Below are 18,683 nucleotides of genomic sequence, written 5' to 3'. Positions count from 1 at the left end.
TCACGCGGGCGCGGCGAAACTGTTGGCATCCTCCGCGCCAGGGGCGGGTTGCGGCATGCGCCGTTCCAGGGCGCGGTTGATTTCCTTGAGCAGCTGGCGCGGCTCGATATCCACATGGCGCACCGCGTAGCGCACCGTCACCTGCAGCGCCTCGCCGCTGGCGTGGGTGTGATGGCGCAGGGTCGCCACGGCGCGCCGCAACTGCTCGGCCAGCGCGCGCGCGGTATCGCCATCGGTGGCCGGCAGCAGGATCGCGAAGCGGTCGCCCGCATAGCGGCACAACAGGTCGGTGCGGCGCAGGTTGAGCAGCAGGGTATGCGTCACCGCCTGCAGCAGGCGGTCGCCTTCGCGCTGGCCGTGGGCGCGGTTAATCAGGTGGAAGCTGTCGATATCGACCATCAGCAGCGAACAATCCGGGCCGGTGCCGCGTTCGTGCTCGATGCGCAGCTGCGCGCGCAGGTAGTCGGCGTCGCCCACCTGGGTGAGCGCGTCAAAAGAGCGGTGGTCGCGGAACAGGCGCTCGCGCTTGTGCAGGTGCTCGCTCATCATGAATTGTTCGCGCCGCCAGTCGAGCAGGCCGCAGGTGAGGGCGGCCATGCCCGCCAGCGTCACGCCGCTCTCGATCACGTGGTTCCACAGCTGGCCTTTGGGGACGCTGAAGAATTCGTCGAGGCAGTCGGCAGCCGCGCCCAGCATCAGGCCGGCCAGGCCGGCGGCCAGCAGCGCCGTCACGCGCCCCGGCGGGCGCGAGCTCAGTACCAGCACGAACCACACGCCGGCCATGAGGGCCATGCTCGCCTCGCTGGCGATATCGATCCACTTCCAGTCGGCCGCTGGCTTGGGCACGCCGGCGAACGCATACAGGAAAAAGCAGGCGAGAAGGGCCAGCGAGGCCAGGATGAGCGCAGTGCGGTGTGAGTGGAGCATGGGCGAAAGGCCAAAGCCTTGCATGAGGGTGATACGTTCCGATACTAGCCCGCGCGCGTGACAGGACGATGACAGGCGGGGGTGCAAACAGCGCAGCGCCGCCAGTCCGATCGGCTCACCCCATGTCAGACCTGGCACCGGGGTGGGGCGGCACCGGGGGGCATTTCAGCTCACCGGCTGCCGTAAAAGGCCGTAACGCCCTTGCTGGCCCTGTGCCTGTCACGAGATGGACATAATCGGCCTCTAGACTTCGCCCTGTTTTTCACCCATCCAACGGCGAACCCATGAACAGCGTTAAACAACAACAGCGTCTTCCGCGCCTGTCCCTCATTGCCTTCGGCATCCTGCAACTGGGCGCAAGCGCCGCCAGCGCAGCCGACATCGCCGCCGGCTCAAGCGAGGCGACCGCTATTGCATCCGAGACGGTCGTCATCGCCGGCCAGCGTTCGAGCATGAAGCGCGCGCTGGCGGCGCAGCAGAAGGCCGATAACATCGTCAGCATCGTCAGCAGCGACGATATCGGCGGCCTGCCGGACAAGAACGCCGCCGAGGCGCTGGCCCGCCTGCCTGGCGTGGCGGTGCAGCGCGACCAGGGCGAAGGCCGCTACATCGTGGTGCGCGGCATGGGTCCCGACTACAACGCCGTCACCATCAACGGCGCTTCGGTGCCGTCGCCGGAAGCGGGCCGCCGCGCGGTCGCCCTCGACGTGCTGCCGGCCGGCCTGATTCGCTCGCTGGAAGTGTCCAAGACGCTCATGCCCGACCAGGATGCCAATTCGCTCGGCGGCTCGGTCGACGTCAGGTCGCTGTCGGCCTTCGACCTGCCCGGCAGCGCGCTGTCGTTCCACGCAGGCGCGAGCCGCGACCAGAATACCGGCAAGACCAGCCCGAACGCGGGCGCCTTGTGGTCCGACCGCTTTTTGGACGGCAAACTCGGTGTGGCGGCCGGCATCAGCGGCGAGCGCCGCAAGTTCGGTTCCGATAACGTGGAAACCGGCGGCGCCTGGAACGAGGGCAAGCTGTCCGGCATGGAGATGCGCAATTACCTGCCCGAGCGCGAACGGCGCGCGCTGGCGCTGAACCTCGACTACCGCCCGCAGGCCGGCCAGTCGCTGTACCTGCGCACCTTCGTGAGCGAGTTCTCCGACGATGAAGTGCGCGACCGTCTGTCGATCAGCAATATCAAGGGCGACGACGTCGCGCCGGACACGCCCTTTACCGCCCGCGCCGAACGGCGCCTGCGCCAGCGCAAGTACACCCAGCGCATCACGTCGGCGGTCACCGGCGGCGAAGCGCGCTTGGGCGACTGGAAACTGGCCGCATCGGGCGGCGCCAGCCGCGCCACCGAAGACACGCCCGAGAGCATCAACGATGGGCGCTTCCGCGCCTCGTCCAACGTGGCCGGGCTGCGTTTTTCGGGTACCGACGTGCCGCGCCTGACCGGCCCCGCCAGTCTGTCCGACGCGGCCAGCTACAATCTCCAGGGGATCACCCTGCAGGCGCGCGACAGCGCCGACGCCGAGCGTCACGTCAAGGTCGACCTGGGCCGCAGCCTGGCGCTGGGCCAGACCGAGGCGGACATCAAGGGCGGCGTCAAGATCAGCCGCCGCACCAAGGAAAACGACACCGAACAATGGGGCTACACCAGCAGCAAAGCGACCAGCGGCAATTACTGGGGCGCGGGCAGCACGGCGATGGCCGGCTTCACCCAGGGCGCGCTCGACTACCCGTTCGCCAACCTGGGACCGGGCCTGAATGCGAGCGCGATCCGCGCGCGCGTGGCGGGGCTCGGCCGCGCCGGCGCCAGGCTGACCGAGGAATCGAACCTGGACGACTTCAGCATGGACGAGGACATCAACAGCGCCTATCTGCAGGCCGGCGCCGATATCGGGCGCTGGCGCCTGCTGGCCGGCATGCGCCACGAACGCACCAGCTTTGCCGCGCGCGGCCAGCAGGTGTCGGAAGATGGCCTGGCGCCGCTCGCCCGCAGCAAATCGTATTCGAACTGGCTGCCGAACCTGCAGGCACGCTTCGATATCGACAAACAGACCAGCGTGCGCGCCGCCTGGACCAACGCGGTGGTACGGGCCAACTTCAGCCAGCTGGCGCCGGGTGTGAGCCTGGCCAGCAATACCGAAGCGGTGATCGGCAACCCGGACCTGAAGCCGCTGGAAGCGTCGAACCTGGACCTGGGCATCGAGCGCATGCTCGGCGCGGACGGCGCCGTGTCGGCCTACCTGTACTCGAAGGACATCAAGAACTTTACCTACACCACCGATCTGGCGGGCAGCGGGGCGTGGGCCGGCTACACCACCGCCACCAGCTACGCCAATGGCGACAAGGCGCGCGTGCGCGGGCTGGAGCTGTCGTATTCGCAGTCGCTGCGCATGCTGCCGGCGCCGTGGAACGGCTTGATCGTCGGCGCCAACGCCAGCTTCAACGACGCCAGGGCGACCATCGGCCGCTTCGACAAGGCCAGCGGCGGCCAGCTGACGCGCCAGATCCGCCTGCCGGGGCAGTCCAGGCAGATCGTCAACCTGATGCTCGGCTACGAAAGCGGTCCGCTCAGCACCCGCCTGGCGCTCAATCACAAGTCTTCGTACCTGCTCGAAGTGGCCGACGACCTGCTCGACGCCTCGCAAGACCGCTACGTGGACGCCCAGCGCCAGGTCGATTTTTCGCTCGGCTACCAGATCAGCAAGCGTGTGCAGCTCGTTTTCGAGGGCATCAACCTGAATAATGAAACCTATTATGTGTACCAGGGCAGCAAACCGTATAACGTCCAGTACGAGCAGTACGGCCGTACCTTCAAACTGAGCCTGAAAGCGAATTTTTTCTGATATGAGCATGCAAAAACAGATTACCCGCGCAGCCGCTTTGCTGTGCATCCTGGCCGCTACAGCCGGTCATGCCGCGCACGCCTCCGACCGCATCGCCCTCGATGGCGGCGGCGCTCTCTCGCTCGACAAGCACGGCTTGCAGCTGACCGACGCCGCCGGCAAGGAGCTGGCGCGCCTGCCGATGCGCGCCAAGCAGCTCGACGTACGCGCTATCAAGGGCAGCGGCATCGCCGTGGTGCTCGACTCAGACACCCAGCATGCGCTGCCGATCCGGGTCGACCTGCGGCGCGGCGAGCTGGTACGGATGGCGCCTTTGCCGCAGCAGCCGTTCGGCCTGGAAGGCCTGTGCCTGTTCCGCGACCAGCAGGGACTGGACTTCCTGTTCGTCGCCGCCAAGGATGGCCAGGCGGAGCAGTGGTTGATGCACGGCGCCACGCCGCAACTGGTGCGCCGGTTGAGCATGCCGCCGGACGCCGGCCAGTGCAAGGTGGACGACGCGCGCCACACGCTGTATGCGAACGAGGAGGGCGTCGGCACCTGGGCCTATGAGGCCAACAGCGAGGCGGCGCCGGCGCGCCGTCTGCTCAAGGTAGGTAGCCGCCTGCCGGCCGCTCCGGCGGCATCAAGGGCGGTGGTGGTCGAGCCGCGCGCGCAGACCATGCCGGTGGCGCGCCTTGGAGACGTGGCGGACGATCCGGCGATCTGGGTGCATCCGACTGACGCGACCCGCTCGCGGGTGCTGGGCACGAACAAGAAGCAGGGACTGATGGTGTACGACCTGCAGGGCAAGCAGCAGCAGTTCCTGGATGTGGGCCGCCTCAATAACGTGGACCTGCGCCAGGGTGTGAACATGGATGGCAAACCGTTCGATCTGGCCGTGGCCAGCCAGCGCGACGACAACAGCGTGGTGCTGTTCGGCTTCGACGCGGACGGCAAGGTGGCCGAGCTGGCGCGCTTTGCAACCGGTCTTCCGGAGGTGTACGGTATCTGCCTGTTCCAGCCGCGCAGTGGTGCTCTGGAGGTGATCGTCAATGACAAGGGCGGGGCGTTCCGCCAGTTCCGCATCGCCCGCAGCGGCGAGGCGTGGAACAGCACACTGGCGCGCGAGTTCAGGGTCGACAGCCAGCCGGAAGGCTGCGTCGCCGACGACCGCAACGAACGTTTGTTCATCGGCGAGGAAAAGCGCGGCGTGTGGACCCTGGCGGCGCGGGGCGACCAGCCGGCGGTGCGCAAGATGGTGCTTGGCGTGGGCCGCGATCTGCATGCGGATGTGGAGGGGATGGCGATTTACGAAGGCGCGAAGGGCGCCTACCTGATCGTGTCGAGCCAGGGCGACAGCAGTTATGTGGTGCTCGATGCGCTCGCCCCGTACAAGGTGCGCGGGCGTTTCAAGGTGGGCTTCAACCTGGCGGAGGGAATCGATGGCACGTCCGACACCGATGGACTCGATGTGACCTCGAAGAACCTGGGCGGGCCGTATGCGCAAGGCATGCTGGTGATTCAGGATGGATACAAGCGCATGCCGGACGGGCCGCAGAACTTCAAGTATGTGCGTTGGGAGGATGTTGCGAAGGCATTGAAACTCTGAATGCTGGCGGCGGGAACGAGGGAGGCAGGAATTTGCGCTTGGTTTGTTCTGGATCAGTGACAAGCGTGTGCAGGGTTTGACTGGGCTGGCGTTTGCGCTCAAAATTTCTTGACTCTCTTACTCTCTCCGGTACCCATCATGCTCAGCACATTCCTGAAGCTGCTGCTCCGCGAAGTTTCACTGATCGCCCGCAACGGCCGCAATTCGCTCATCGCACTGGGCAACGAACGCCGCGCCGCCATGCGCCTTGACCGCCTGGCCGACCGCCTGGCGGGAATGGGATACAAGATCGACATGCTGCGCAAGCGCATGGAAGCGGGCCTCGACGAACCGCTCGACGCCGACGCCAGCCTGCGCGAAGCGCTCAAGTCATTAAAGGAAGATATCCGCAGCGTGCGCAGCCAGCTGTATTCGCTCGGCGGGCCAGGCAGCTCGCCGCGCTTGCAGCGCGCTTTCAACCGCCTGTCGGCCATCGCCGAAAAAACCTATGCCGCAGCCGACAAGCTGCAATGGGAAATCGACGCCATGGAACCGCAGGCAGGCGCGCAATCGGCGCCTGCCTGCAAGCGCTCAAGCGCTTAGTTGCCTCGGATGTTCAGGTGCTCAGGCGCTTAACTGCGCCCCATCCAGGCGATCGCCGTCTTGCACGGTGTCGATCGGCTGGCTGTCGCGCAGCTTCATGGCGTCGCCCAGCATCACCAGCACCGGGCCGTGCGCGGGCCCGAGGCCGTGCGCCAGCGTCGCCAGGGTCAGGCGCATGATGCGCTGTTCCGGGCGGCTGCAATTTTCAATCACCACCACCGGCGTATCCGGCCTGCGGCCCTGGTCCAGCAGGCGCTGGGCTGTCACGATCGCTTCGCGCCCGCCCATGTACTGCACCAGGGTGTCGGTATCGGGAATGGCGGTCTGGCCTTCCAGTTCTGGCGCGGTGCTGGACGTGAAAAACGCCACGCTGCGCGCCACGCCGCGCTTGGTCAGCGGCTGCCTGGTTGCCGCCGCCGCCGCCACCGCCGTGGTAATGCCCGGCACGACGTCAACCTCGATGCCGGCTTCTTCCAACGCGCGCAATTCTTCGTCGGCGCGCCCGAACAGCATCGGGTCGCCGCCTTTCAGGCGCACCACCAGCGCGTATTTATGCGCGCTGTCGACCAGCTGCTTGTTGATGAAGGCTTGCGCCGTCGACAACTGGCCGCAGCGCTTGCCCACCGCGATCTTGACGGCCTGCGGACACAGTGCCAGCATCTCGTCGGTCACGAGGGCGTCATGCAGCACCACGTCGGCCTGCGCCAGCAGGCGCGCGCCGCGCAGGGTGATGAGGTCCTGGGCGCCGGGGCCGGCGCCGATCAGATAGACTTTTCCGAGTGCTGACATGCTGTGTTCCTTTTGCTGGCGGGCGGCTGACAAGCGCGCTGGCGGTTGATGACTTACGCGTCCAGCCGGATCATACCAGCGGCAACCGTCTGGTGAGTAACTTCATCGATCAGAATGAAGGCGCCCGTTGCGCGGATGTCGGCATAGGCGTCCGCCGCCAGCGGCTGCTGCACGGTCAGGCCGATGCGCGCGATGTCGTTCAGCTTCAACCCGTCAGCCGCGTGGCGCTGTTGCGTATTGATGTCGAGCAGAGTGTCGATGCCGGTGATCTTGGCCGAGGTCTGCTTGGTGCCATGCTTGATCCAGTACTTGCGGCGCATGTCGAGCGGCTCGTCCGACATCCAGCACACGTCCGCCTTGAGCGTCTTGAGCAGGGTCGCGGGCTGGTCGGCGCCGGCCAGCAGGTCGCCGCGCGAGATGTCCAGGTATTCATTGAGCAGCAGGGTGATCGACTGGCCCACCACGGCCGACTGGTGCGAGCCTTCCAGGGTCAGGATGTCCTTGACGGTGGCGCTCTGGCCCGAAGGCTGGACCACCAGCTTGTCGCCCACCTTGACCATGCCCGCTTCGATGCGGCCCATGTAGCCGCGGAAGTCGTTCGCTTCGTGGCCGTTGTGGCGCGCCACCAGTTGCACCGGGAAGCGGAATGGGGCCGCGTGCGATTCGTCGTAGACCGAGAGCGACTCCAGCAGCGAGATCAGGGTCGGACCCTGGTACCAGCCCATTTTTTCGCTCGGCTCGACCACGTTGTCGCCGGTCAGGGCGGATAGCGGAATCGGCGTGATGTCGGTCAGGCCCAGGGTCGCGGCGAACTCCTTGTAGGCCTTGACGATGCGGTCGTACACGGCCTGGTCGTAGTTCACCAGGTCCATCTTGTTGACGGCGACGACCACGTGCTCGATCTGCAGCAGGTGGGCGATGGTCGAGTGGCGCTTGGTCTGGATCAAGAGGTCCACGCCGCCGTCTTCACGCAGCTTGACCTTGGAGACGTCGATCAGGATGATCACGGCGTCGGCGGTCGAGGCGCCGGTCACCATGTTGCGGGTGTACTGCTCGTGGCCCGGGGTGTCGGCGATGATGAACTTGCGCTTGGGCGTGGCGAAGTAGCGGTAGGCCACGTCGATCGTGATGCCCTGTTCGCGTTCGGCTTCCAGGCCGTCGGTCAGCAGCGACAGGTCGACCGCGTCGCCCACGGTGCGCTTGTGCTTCGAGCGCGACATGGCATCTAACTGGTCGGCGAAGATGCCTTTGCTGTCGAACAGCAGGCGCCCGATCAGGGTGCTTTTACCGTCGTCGACGGAACCGGCAGTGATGAAGCGCAGCAGACCGCGTTCGGTCGGGGTGTCGCTATGATTGTCAATTCGGGCGTTCATCAGAAGTATCCTGCTTTCTTGCGTTTTTCCATCGAGGCTTCGGAGGTCTGGTCGTCCATCCGGGTCGCGCCCCGTTCGGTGATCTGGGTAATGGCGGTTTCGGCGATGATCGCTTCGACCGTCGATGCGTCCGACGACACCGGGCAGGTGCACGAAATGTCGCCCACGGTGCGGAAGCGCACCACCTGGGTTTCGACGGTTTCGCCATCGCGCGCCGGGGTCAGGTCGGTCAGCGGCACCAAGAGGCCGTTGCGCGGAATGACCTGGCGCTCGTGCGCGAAGTAGATCGGCGGCAGGGCCAGTTTTTCGCGCTGGATGTAAAGCCATACATCGAGTTCGGTCCAGTTCGAGATCGGGAACACGCGCATGTTTTCGCCCGGGTGTACGCGGGTGTTATACAGGTCCCACAGTTCCGGGCGCTGGCCTTTCGGGTCCCACTGGCCGAATTCGTCGCGGAAGGAGAAGATGCGTTCCTTGGCGCGCGCTTTTTCTTCGTCGCGCCGCGCGCCGCCGATGCAGGCGTCGAATTTGTGTTCGGCGATCGTTTCGAGCAAGGTCACCGCTTGCGCCGCGTTGCGCGAGTCGGTCTGCGGGTTACGCAGGCGCACGGTGCCGCGCTTGATCGAGTCTTCGACGCTGCCGACGATCAGGCGCTCTTTCAACTCGGCCACGCGGGCGTCGCGGAAGGTGATCACTTCGGCGAAATTGTGGCCGGTGTCGATGTGCACCAGCGGGAACGGGAATTTACCCGGACGGAAGGCCTTTTCGGCGAGGCGCAGCAGCACGACCGAGTCCTTCCCGCCCGAGAACAGGAGGGCGGGGTTGGCGCATTCGGCGGCGACTTCGCGCAGGATGTGGATCGCTTCCGATTCGAGCGCATCCAGGTGGCGCGCATTGACGTCGGTCAGTACGCGCGGGGTGTCGGTCAGTGTAGTCATGGTGGCTAGGCCTTTGTTTTTTTGTTGTGGCTAAGGGGTGAGCCTCAAGCAGCCACGGATTTAATGCGAATCAGTTTTCCATCGACCATGTGCAGGCCGCATTCCTTGGAGTCCGGGTTTTCCCACCACCAGCGGCCGGCGCGCACGTCTTCGCCCGGCTGCACCGCGCGCGTGCAGGGCGCGCAGCCGATCGACGGGAAGCCCTGGTCGTGCAGCGCGTTGTACGGCACCTTGTTATCGCGGATGTAGTTCCAGACATCGGTTTCGGACCAGTCGGCCAGCGGATTGAACTTGGCCATGCCGTGCGCGGCGTCGTCTTCCTGGATGTCGAGCTGGGCGCGCGTGCTCGATTGCGAACGGCGCTGGCCGGTCACCCAGGCCTTGTTGCCGGCAAGGGCGCGCCCGAGCGGCTCGACCTTGCGGATGCGGCAGCACTCGCGCCGCATGTCCACGCTCTCGTAAAAGGCGTTCAGGCCGTGCTGCGACACATATGCGTCCACCGCGTCCGGCTGCGGTTTGAACAGCGCGATATCGTAGCCGTAGGTGGCCTTGACCTGGTCCAGCACCGCCAGCGTTTCCGGATGCAGGCGGCCGGTTTCGAGCGAGAAGATCCCGATCGGCAGGTTCGCCTTGAGGATCAAGTCGGTCAGGACCATGTCTTCGGCGGCCAGGCTGGAGGCGAACACCGCCGGCGAGTATTCCGCGGCGATGCGGGCCAATGTGGCGCGGGTGCCGGCGATGAGGGCAACCAGGGAGTTGGGTGCGGCGGTGTCGGTCATGATCGGCCTCAGATGCCGTAGCCGACGTCGCTGCTGTCGATGCGCACGTCGCGTTCGTGACGGCGGAACAGCGGCGCCTTGACGTCGACCGAAGCCTGGTATACCTCGGAGAAGTCGGTCAGGCCCTTGAGCGCGTCGTGGATGTTGCGGTCCGGGCGCGTGGCATAGGCGTCGAAGCCGCAGCGCTGCATCTGGAACAGCTGGTCGCGCAGCACGTCGCCGATGGCGCGCAGTTCGCCCTTGTACTCCATGCGCATGCGCAGGTTGAAGGCGGTCGAGTAGCCGCGGCCATCGGTGAACTTGGGGAAGTCGATGGCGACCACCGCAAATTTGTCCAGATCGCCCTTGAGCGATTCGGCGCGTTCGTCGGGTGCGAGCCAGACGCCGATCTCGGTGCGCGACCCCAAGGAGTCGCGCTGCGCCTGCCATACCGTCAGCGGCACGATGACTTTACCTTGCGGGACCACGACTGCGTCCGGTGCTTCGGCGACGATGCCGGCTTCAAGGTCGGCAACGGCCAGGCGCAGCACGCTCCAGTCGTCGGCGACGACCGCGCGCTGTTTGATGATTTCTTTGTGCGACTCAAGCATAGTGGTCTTCTCCAACCAGTTCGCCCGCCTTGATCGGCGTGGCATACACATGTTCCTTGAACGGGGCGACACCCAGGCGCTGGGCGGTGTCGACGAAGCGTTCATCTTCATGGCGTTCGCGCACGTACACCTGCAGCAGGCGGTCGATCACCTCCGGCATTTGCAGCGCCGAAAACGACGGTCCGATGATCTTGCCGATGGCCGCGTTGTTACCCTGCGCGCCGCCGATCGAGACCTGGTACCACTCGCTGCCATCCTTGTCCACACCCAGCACGCCGATCGAGCCGACGTGGTGGTGGCCGCAGGCGTTGATGCAGCCCGAGATATTGAGTTCGATTTCGCCGATGTCGTGCTGGTAGTCGATGTCATCGAAGCGCTCCGCAATCGCGGCGGCGATCGGGATCGACTTGGCATTCGCCAGCGAGCAGAAGTCGCCGCCTGGGCAGCAGATAATGTCGGTCAACAGGCCGATATTTGGCGTTGCCAGGCCGTGCGCCTTGGCTTCCTGCCACAGTGCGAACAGGGCCGACTGTTTGACGTCGGCCAGCACCAGGTTCTGCTCGTGCGTCACGCGCAGTTCGCCGAAGCTGTAGCGGTCGGCCAGGTCGGCCACGAAGTCGATCTGGGTCGCGGTGGCGTCGCCCGGCGGCACGCCGGTCTTTTTCAGCGACAGCAGCACGATGGCATAGCCGGGCACCTTGTGCGGCTTGACGTTACGGGTCAGCCAGTTGCCGAAGGCCTTGTTGTCGGCGTGTTCCGCACGGGTGTCGATGTTCGGCAGCGTCTCGTAGGCGGCCGGCGTGAAGTAGGCCGCCACGCGCGCCATTTCTTCATCGGTCAGGGTCGATGCGCTGTCTTTCAGGTCGAGCCATTCTTGTTCGACCTGGCGCGTGAATTCTTCGGCGCCCATGGCTTTCAACAGGATCTTGATGCGCGCCTTGTACTTGTTGTCGCGCCGGCCGTAGCTGTTATAGACGCGCATGACCGCTTCGATGTAGGTCAGCATGTGACGCCACGGCAGGAACTCGCGCACCACGCTGCCCAGGATCGGGGTGCGGCCCATGCCGCCGCCGACCATGACCTTGAAGCCGATCTCGCCGTCGTCGCTACGTACGACTGTCAGGCCGATGTCGTGCACCGCGATGGCGGCGCGGTCTTCCACGGCGCCGTTGATGGCGACCTTGAACTTGCGCGGCAGGGCCGCGAATTCGGGGTGGAAGGTGCTCCACTGGCGCAGTACTTCGGCGTACGGGCGCGGGTCGATGATCTCGTCCGCCGCCACGCCGGCGTATTCGTCGGAAGTGATGTTGCGGATGCAGTTGCCCGAGGTCTGGATGGCGTGCATCTCGACCGAGGCCAGGTCCGTCAGGATGTCGGGCGTCTGTTCCAGCTCGATCCAGTTGAACTGGATGTTCTGGCGCGTCGTGAAGTGGCCGTAGCCGCGGTCGTACTTGCGGGCGATGTGGCCGAACATGCGCATCTGGGCTGAGGACAGCAAGCCGTACGGCACGGCGATGCGCAGCATGTAGGCGTGGCGCTGCATGTAAAGGCCATTTTGCAGGCGCAGCGGCACGAATTCGGCTTCGGTCAGCTCATCGCTGAGGCGGCGCTCCACCTGGCTGCGGTATTGCGCGATGCGCTCCCTGACAATGAGGTGGTCGTATTGGTCGTAACGGTACATATGTCATCCTGAATATTTTAGGTGCCGGTCGGGCTTCTTCGGGGGCAAGGGCGTGAGACTGTCCCCAAACTAGCCCTAATAGTAATAAACTCGTCCTTTATTCCAAAGGACTAAGAATTTATTTGCTTATATGCGTATCCGGCATAAGCATTCTTATAAAATGCTGGTAGATATTTATTTTGAGTATCTTTCCGGCCTGCGAGAACAAAAAAGCAATGAACCTCCATCAATTACGCTTCGTACGCGAAGCCGTGCGGCAGAATTACAACCTGACCGACGCGGCCAAGGCCTTGTTTACGTCCCAGCCCGGGGTCTCGAAAGCGATTATCGAGCTTGAAGAAGAGCTCGGTGTTGACATTTTCACCCGTCACGGCAAGCGGATCCGGGGTTTGACCGAACCCGGCCGGCTGGTGCTGGAGTCCGTCGAACTGATCATGCAGGAGATCGACAGCCTGAAACGCATCGGCAAGGAGTACGCGGCCCAGGACAGCGGCAGCTTCACTATTGCCACCACGCACACCCAGGCGCGCTACACCTTGCCGAAAGTGGTGCAGGCCTTCATGCTCAAGTACCCCAAGGTACGCTTGTCCCTGCTGCAAGGCAACCCACGCCAGATTGCCGAGATGGTCCAGCGCGACCAGGCCGACCTGGCCATTGCCACCGAATCGATCGCCGGCATTGACGGATTGATCACCTTGCCATGTTATCAATGGGAGCACATGGTGGTGGTGCCGCCCGACCATCCTTTGCTCAAATCGAAGGCCGTGTCGCTGGAAGAAATCGCCACCTACCCCTTGATCACCTACGATGGCGCCTTCGCCGGACGCAGCAAGATCGACCACGCTTTCGGGCTGCGCGGACTCAAACCCGACGTGCTGCTCGAAGCCATCGACGCCGATGTCATCAAAACCTATGTGGAACTTGGCATGGGTATTGGTATCATAGCGGGCATGGCCTTCGACGCCGAGCGTGACAAGAACCTGCGCGCCATTCCGGTGGGGCACCTGTTCGGGATGAACATCTCGCGCGTGGCCGTCAAGCAGGGCGCCTATCTGCGCAGCTATATTTATACCTTCATCGAATTGCTGGCGCCGACCCTGAACCGCAAGCTGGTCGAGTCGGCCATGAGCGGCACCAAAGAAACTTACGAGCTGTAAAAGCCCAGCAGTCAATTACCTCAAGAAAAACATGATCACCGAACAATCTGCACAGTTTTACGCCAAGAGCGCCTCCAACCACGACCGCATCTACGACCGGCCGGAACGCAAGGACGACCTGGCCGCCATGCGCGGCCACGTGGCCGACACCCTGCGCGGCCACACCGTGCTCGAACTGGCCTGCGGCACCGGCTACTGGACCGCCGTCATCGCCGCCACCGCCGACAAGGTGGTCGCCACCGATATCAATCCCGAAATGATCGCGCTCGGCAAGCTGCGCGCGCTGCCAGCCGACAAGGTTCAATTCAAGGTGGCGGATGCCTGGAACCTGCCCGACGACATCGGCAGCTACACCGCCGTGTTCATCGGCTTCTGGTGGTCGCACGTCAAGCGCGAAGAGCAGGAACGTTTCCTGGCGCAACTGCGCAGCAAGGTCGGCGACGACATGTTCATCGTCCTGCTGGACGACGCCTACGTGGAAGGCAGCAGCGAAACCGTGGCGCGCACCGATATGGAAGGCAACACCTACCAGATCCGTATCGCGCCCGATGGCGAGCGCTACGAGATTCCCAAGACCTACCCGTCCGACAGCGCGCTGCGCAAGAAGCTGGCCTCGTCGGTGCGCGAGATCAAGATCGTGCGCCTGGAATACTTCTGGCTGCTGACCTGCCGCCTCAAGTAAGCTTTACGTAAAAGCAATCACCTGGGCGCGCTCGACGCGCCCAGCCTGGCGCTGGCGGCGATCAGCAGCATTGCGCAGCCGAGCCCGGCAAACGCCATGGGCAGGCTGGTGGCGTGCGCCACGAAGCCGATGGCCGCCGGTCCCGCCAGGATGCCCGCATAGCCGATCGTGGTGATGGCGCCGATCGCCAGGCTGACCGGCATGGCTTTCTGGCTGCCGGCGGCGGTAAACAGGATCGGCACGATGTTCGACGCGCCCAGGCCGATCAGCACGAAGCCGGCCAGCATGCCCGGTACCGACGAGCTCAGTACCGTGCAGAAAAACCCGCCAGCGGCGCACAAGCCGCCCAGCAACAGCACTTTTTGCCCTCCCAGTTTGCCCACCACCTTGTCGCCCGTCAGCCGCCCCAGGGTCATGGCAATCGCAAACGCCGCGTAGCCGAGGCCGCCTTTTCCTGCCCCGGCCTCGGCGCCAGCCCCGGCTGCGACAGCGCGTCCTTCGGTCAGCAGCAGGGCGCTCCAGTCGAGGATGGCGCCTTCGGCCAGGAAGCACAGGAAGCACAGGCCGCCGATCAGGATCACGGCGCCGTGCGGCACCACGAAGATCCGCGCATCGCGCTCGCGCGCCTCGGGTTCGCGCAGCAGGCCGGACGAGGCGCCGGCCAGGACGGCGGCCACCAGCGCGGCCATGACGGCGGTGGAGGCGGTGGCGTTCAAACCGAGCCACAGCAGCAGCGCCATGCTGCCCGCACCCAGGGCGCCGCCCAGGCTGAACAGGCCGTGAAAGCCGGACATCAGCGATCCGCCGCTGTTCTTTTCCACCACGACCGCCTGGATATTCATCGCCACATCGAGCGCGCCGATGGCCGCGCCGAAGGCAAACAGCACGCAGCCGAGCAGCACCGGGGTGGGCGCGAAAGCCAGGCCGGGCAGGACCAGGCAGACAATCAACCCCGAGCACAGCACCACCGGACGCACGCCGAAGCGCGCCGTCATGAAACTGGTCGACGGCATGGCCAGCAGCGAGCCGGCGCCAAGGCACAGCAGCAGGAGGCCGAGCTGGGCTTCGCCCATGCCGAGGCGCAGCTTGGCCAGCGGCACCAATGGCGCCCAGACCGACATGGCCAGGCCGGCGGCCAGAAATGCAAGGCGGGTGGAAAGGCGCTGTTGCGCTCCGGTATCAGGCATGGGTTCTTTCGGAAAAGGGGATGGTCAGGGTCTGGCGGCGCGCAGCACGCGCACGCCGCGCGCGGCGAAGGCATCGAACTGGCGCGCGTCGATATCGTGCTCGGCCACCAGTTCGGTCAGGCTGGCCGCCGCCAGTACGGCATACGGGGCGGCGGTGCCGACCTTGTCGCTGGTGGTGGCCACCAGTACCGCCTTGCTCAGGGCCGCAACGCGGCGCTTGAATTCGGCTTCCTCGAAATGGATGGCGGAGACGCCGGCCTGGGCATCGACGCCGCAGGCGCCCAGGATATACAGGTCGGGGCTGATCAGTTCCAGTTCGCGCAGGGCGGTCGCGCCGATGCTCGCGCCCGTCTCGGCATGGATGCGCCCGCCAATGACGATGAGTTCGATCAGCGGCTTGTCGACCAGCGCGGCGGCAACTGCCGGGGCGTTGGTGATCACGGTCAGGCGCGTCTCGCCGAGCGCCTGCGCGATCGCCAGGTTGGTCGAGCCGGCGTCGATGAAGACCACGCTGCCGGGGGCCAGGCGCGGCGCGGCGGCGGCCGCCAGGCGCGATTTGCGGTCGGGCTGGGCGCTGCGGCGCTCGGCCGGGGTGCCGCCCGGGGCGGCGGGCAGCGCCATGCGCAGGGCGCCGCCGTACACTTTCTGGCACAGGCCGGCGGCGGCCAGGTCGCGCAGATCGCGCCGGATGGTGTCTTCCGACACTTGCAGCCATTGCGCCAGGTCGGGCGCCAGCACCCGTCCATCGGTTTGCAGGCGTTGCAGGATCAGGGCGTGGCGTTCCTGCAAGAGGAGGGGATCAGTCGGCATCTGGGGCAATCAAACAAGCATCAATGCGCATAAATATACATGAATAGGCATAAACGTGCAATCTAGCATAAAAAAACCCCGCAGGCTTGCCAGGGCAAGGTGCGGGGTTGTTTGTTTCAGCTAAACGCGCGTGGGCGCGTCAGTGAATTTAGAACGAGTGACGAACGCCGACCGAGAAAGCGCTAGGATCGGAACCGGATTGGCCTTTGAGCGCATCTGGAGTAACTTGAGCGCCAGCGGAGAAGATGCCGAAAGCTGCTTTGTTGTTGTTACGGATCGACGCGTACGACGTGTACACGTTGGTGCGCTTCGACAGAGCGTACGAGTAAGCCAGCGAGAAGCCGTTGCCCTTGGCGCCGCCTTCGAGTTTGCTTTGCTGCAGGTTACCGTAGATCTTGTTGGCGCCGAAGGTGTACGACACGCCAGCATTGGCCTGCTCATACTTGTTGCCGTTGCCGGTTGGGTTGGCAACCATGTAGTTACCGCGCACTTCGACTGGACCAGCGGTGAAGCCTGCGCCAAAGATCATTTCTTTGTCGTCGCCCGAAGCCAGACGCTCGACCTGGTGGTAACCAGCACCGACGTAGATGTTGTTGGCTTTGTATTCAAGAGCCAGACCCATCAGATCCATCGAAGGACCGACCAGGGTTTCGCCCAGGCCGTAGCCGGCGCTGACGACAACGCCGCCCATCGAGTTCGACTTGTAGTTGACCGAGTTGCTGATGCGACGGGTCAGACGGTTGGTGCCGAACGAATTCAAGTTGGTGCCGTAGAAACCCTGGCCGTTGATATCGCTTGCGTTAGCGACGTCAGCGATTGGGGTGTACTCGCGACCGATCAGGACGGTGCCGAAGCCACCTTTCAGGCCAACCACCGAGCGGCGGCCGAACAGGCTGGTATCGCCCATGCCGGAGTCGAGTGCAACGCCAGCTTCCAGATTGAACACAGCGCTCAGGCCATTGCCCAGATCTTCAACGCCACGGAAACCTACACGGCTGGTCGACTGGTTGCCCGAGTTGACGACCGTACGGCTCCCGCCTGGAGCGCCCGTGTCTTCTTTCGCCAGCGCAGCGTCAGCAACACCGTAGATCGTGACGCTCGATTGAGCGGAAGCGCACAGAGGAATCGCAGCGGCCAGGACAACAGCCATCAGTTTGCATTGCATATAAATCTCCAAAAAGTTGCACAGATAAGGGTCGATTAACCAGGGATGCTCTTAATCGGACGTAATTATAGCTTCCACGTATGTCAAATCCATGACAAAGTGAACTGTGGCGAGAATGAGACAGTCTGGTTTTGCCCTGCAATAGGGCGTCAATCCCCCCTAATTGCACGCTTCAGGTGCGCTAAATTTCAGCTGGAGGGAATGCTGCAACGCCGCATAACGCCCGCCGTTGCGGGCGTTATGGGAAATCCCGGGGGGCGTGAGGGGGCAGCGGACGCGTCCGTTCCGGTGCACCCGCGGCGCGCTCGCCGGGGGCCTCGTCGCGCGTACTGTCGGGTACGGGTAAAACAATATCGATGCGGGTTCCGGGCGGATCGTCGCCGCTGACGGTGATTTCGCCCTTCATTCCCCACACCCGTTCGCGCATGCCGATCAGGCCGAGCGACTGGGCTTTTTCCATGTCGGCCGCCTGGATGCCGCGCCCGTCGTCGCGGATCGAGACCAGCAACTGGCCATCGATGCGGTACACATACATGGTGACATTGCTGGCCCCGGCGTGGCGCGCGATGTTGGTCAGCGCTTCCTGGACGATGCGGAAAATGGCGGTGCTGGCGGCGTCGTCGAGGCGCAGCTCGGCTTCGTCGGCGAACAGCGAGCAGGCGATGCCGTGCCGTTCGACGAATTCGTCGCGCAAGCCCTGCAGCGCAAAATACAGGCCGCCTTCGTCGAGCGCGCGCGGGCGCAGGTTGGTGGCGATGCGGCGCAGCGAGGTGATCGCGGTGAGCAGGTTGTCTTCCATGCCGTTCATCAGGCGCTGGCCGTTGCTGCTGGCGTCGGGCTCCTTTTGCAGCAGGTTCAGGTCCATCCGCAGCGAGGCCAGCAACTGGCCGAGGTCGTCGTGCAGCTCGCGCGCGATGTGGGCGCGTTCTTCCTCGCGCACGGTTTGCAGGGCCGAGGAGAGCTGGCGCAGCTGCGCATGCGAGCGCGACAGCTTTTCCTGCACCTGCTGGCGCTCGGTCACGTCGCGCAGGATGATGGTGTAGATGGTGCGGTCGGCCTCGATCATGCTGGAAATGGAACCTTCGAGCGGGAACGTTTCGCCGCTGGCGCGCACGCCCGTGACGGCGTAGTCGGTGGCACGGCGGCCGGCGCGGCCGGCCACGTCGCCGAAGTAGGCGGGCGCGGCGTCGCCGCTGACCGTTGGCAGCGGCGCGATGAACTGCTGCAGCGGGCTGCCCTGCATGCGCTCGACCGTGGTCGAGAACATCGCCGCGGCCGACGGGTTGGCCAGCACGATGGTCTGCGTGTCATCGGTGGAGATGATCGCTTCGCTCGCGTTCTGGATGATTTCGCGGCTGTGGCTGCGCGCAAAGCGCGGCCAGCGGTTATACGCGAACAAGCGCGCGAGGGAGTGACCGCCCAGCAAACCGAGCACGAACATGATCGCACCCCAGCTCAGGAAGCGGGAAGAACGCTGTTGTGCCATGCGCGCCTGCCGTCAAAGGCCCGCGGGACGCGGACCGTGGGCTGATTATAAAAGCAGGGTGGGTGCGCGTCTTGAGGCGCGACAAACAGGGAGGCGACGGCGCGGCAGT

16 protein-coding genes are annotated in these 18,683 nt (G+C 64.7%); 5 read left to right on the top strand and 11 right to left on the bottom strand.

Going from position 1 to position 18,683, the window contains the following annotated elements:
* Window positions 1-927 carry a diguanylate cyclase domain-containing protein gene (locus F1609_RS12550; protein ID WP_167076783.1) on the bottom strand — a complete coding sequence of 309 codons (927 nt, stop codon included), beginning with the start codon at window positions 925-927 and terminating at the stop codon, window positions 1-3.
* Between the two features lie 284 nt (window positions 928-1,211).
* Between F1609_RS12550 and F1609_RS12545 the strand changes: the two genes are divergently transcribed.
* The 3 genes from F1609_RS12545 to F1609_RS12535 all read left to right on the top strand — a co-directional run bounded on the left by F1609_RS12545 (window position 1,212) and on the right by F1609_RS12535 (window position 5,937).
* Window positions 1,212-3,767, top strand: a complete 2,556-nt coding sequence (locus tag F1609_RS12545; RefSeq protein ID WP_167076782.1) for a TonB-dependent receptor — start codon at window positions 1,212-1,214, stop codon at window positions 3,765-3,767.
* Between the two features lie 7 nt (window positions 3,768-3,774).
* Entirely contained in the window at window positions 3,775-5,355 is a 1,581-nt protein-coding gene (locus F1609_RS12540; protein ID WP_229421854.1) for a phytase, read from the top strand.
* A 138-nt stretch (window positions 5,356-5,493) separates the two neighbouring features.
* A complete protein-coding gene (locus tag F1609_RS12535) occupies window positions 5,494-5,937 on the top strand; it encodes a hypothetical protein (protein ID WP_167076780.1) in 444 nt (147 codons plus the stop codon).
* 21 nt (window positions 5,938-5,958) lie between these two features.
* Here the strand turns inward: F1609_RS12535 and cobA are convergent, their stop codons facing one another.
* The 6 genes from cobA to F1609_RS12505 are packed head-to-tail and all read right to left on the bottom strand — an operon-like array spanning window position 5,959 to window position 12,087.
* Window positions 5,959-6,726, bottom strand: coding sequence for a uroporphyrinogen-III C-methyltransferase (gene cobA / locus F1609_RS12530; protein ID WP_167076779.1), 768 nt, complete (start codon window positions 6,724-6,726; stop codon window positions 5,959-5,961).
* 53 nt (window positions 6,727-6,779) lie between these two features.
* Entirely contained in the window at window positions 6,780-8,099 is a 1,320-nt protein-coding gene (locus F1609_RS12525; RefSeq protein ID WP_167076778.1) for a sulfate adenylyltransferase subunit 1, read from the bottom strand.
* The gene (gene cysD, locus F1609_RS12520) at window positions 8,099-9,037 is read right to left on the bottom strand and encodes a sulfate adenylyltransferase subunit CysD (protein WP_167076777.1); all 939 of its coding nucleotides are present in this window, start codon (window positions 9,035-9,037) and stop codon (window positions 8,099-8,101) included. Before cysD ends, F1609_RS12525 begins: the two co-directional genes overlap by 1 nt.
* Window positions 9,038-9,081: 44 nt before the next feature.
* Entirely contained in the window at window positions 9,082-9,816 is a 735-nt protein-coding gene (locus F1609_RS12515) for a phosphoadenylyl-sulfate reductase (protein ID WP_167076776.1), read from the bottom strand.
* Window positions 9,817-9,824: 8 nt separating this feature from the next.
* Window positions 9,825-10,406, bottom strand: coding sequence for a DUF934 domain-containing protein (locus F1609_RS12510; protein ID WP_167076775.1), 582 nt, complete (start codon window positions 10,404-10,406; stop codon window positions 9,825-9,827).
* A complete protein-coding gene (locus F1609_RS12505; protein ID WP_167076774.1) occupies window positions 10,399-12,087 on the bottom strand; it encodes a nitrite/sulfite reductase in 1,689 nt (562 codons plus the stop codon). Before F1609_RS12505 ends, F1609_RS12510 begins: the two co-directional genes overlap by 8 nt.
* Before the next feature lie 215 nt (window positions 12,088-12,302).
* Between F1609_RS12505 and F1609_RS12500 the strand changes: the two genes are divergently transcribed.
* Together F1609_RS12500 and F1609_RS12495 are read left to right on the top strand one after the other, a co-directional pair.
* Entirely contained in the window at window positions 12,303-13,244 is a 942-nt protein-coding gene (locus tag F1609_RS12500; protein ID WP_099881478.1) for a CysB family HTH-type transcriptional regulator, read from the top strand.
* 31 nt (window positions 13,245-13,275) lie between these two features.
* A complete protein-coding gene (locus F1609_RS12495) occupies window positions 13,276-13,926 on the top strand; it encodes a class I SAM-dependent methyltransferase (protein WP_167076773.1) in 651 nt (216 codons plus the stop codon).
* A gap of 17 nt (window positions 13,927-13,943) precedes the next feature.
* On the opposite strand, the gene F1609_RS12490 is transcribed toward F1609_RS12495, so the two are convergent.
* The 4 genes from F1609_RS12490 to F1609_RS12475 all read right to left on the bottom strand — a co-directional run bounded on the left by F1609_RS12490 (window position 13,944) and on the right by F1609_RS12475 (window position 18,574).
* Complete coding sequence (locus F1609_RS12490) at window positions 13,944-15,113, bottom strand: MFS transporter (protein ID WP_167076772.1); 1,170 nt, start codon at window positions 15,111-15,113, stop codon at window positions 13,944-13,946.
* 24 nt (window positions 15,114-15,137) lie between these two features.
* Complete coding sequence (locus F1609_RS12485; protein ID WP_167076771.1) at window positions 15,138-15,923, bottom strand: DeoR/GlpR family DNA-binding transcription regulator; 786 nt, start codon at window positions 15,921-15,923, stop codon at window positions 15,138-15,140.
* A gap of 148 nt (window positions 15,924-16,071) precedes the next feature.
* Entirely contained in the window at window positions 16,072-17,088 is a 1,017-nt protein-coding gene (locus F1609_RS12480) for a porin (RefSeq protein WP_167076770.1), read from the bottom strand.
* Between the two features lie 238 nt (window positions 17,089-17,326).
* Entirely contained in the window at window positions 17,327-18,574 is a 1,248-nt protein-coding gene (locus F1609_RS12475) for a PAS domain-containing sensor histidine kinase (RefSeq protein ID WP_229421853.1), read from the bottom strand.
* Window positions 18,575-18,683: the final 109 nt, after the last annotated feature.

The organism is Massilia aquatica, from assembly GCF_011682045.1.
In the GTDB taxonomy this organism is placed as follows: domain Bacteria; phylum Pseudomonadota; class Gammaproteobacteria; order Burkholderiales; family Burkholderiaceae_D; genus Telluria_A; species Telluria_A aquatica.
This window is presented reverse-complemented; position numbering and strand designations above follow the sequence as displayed.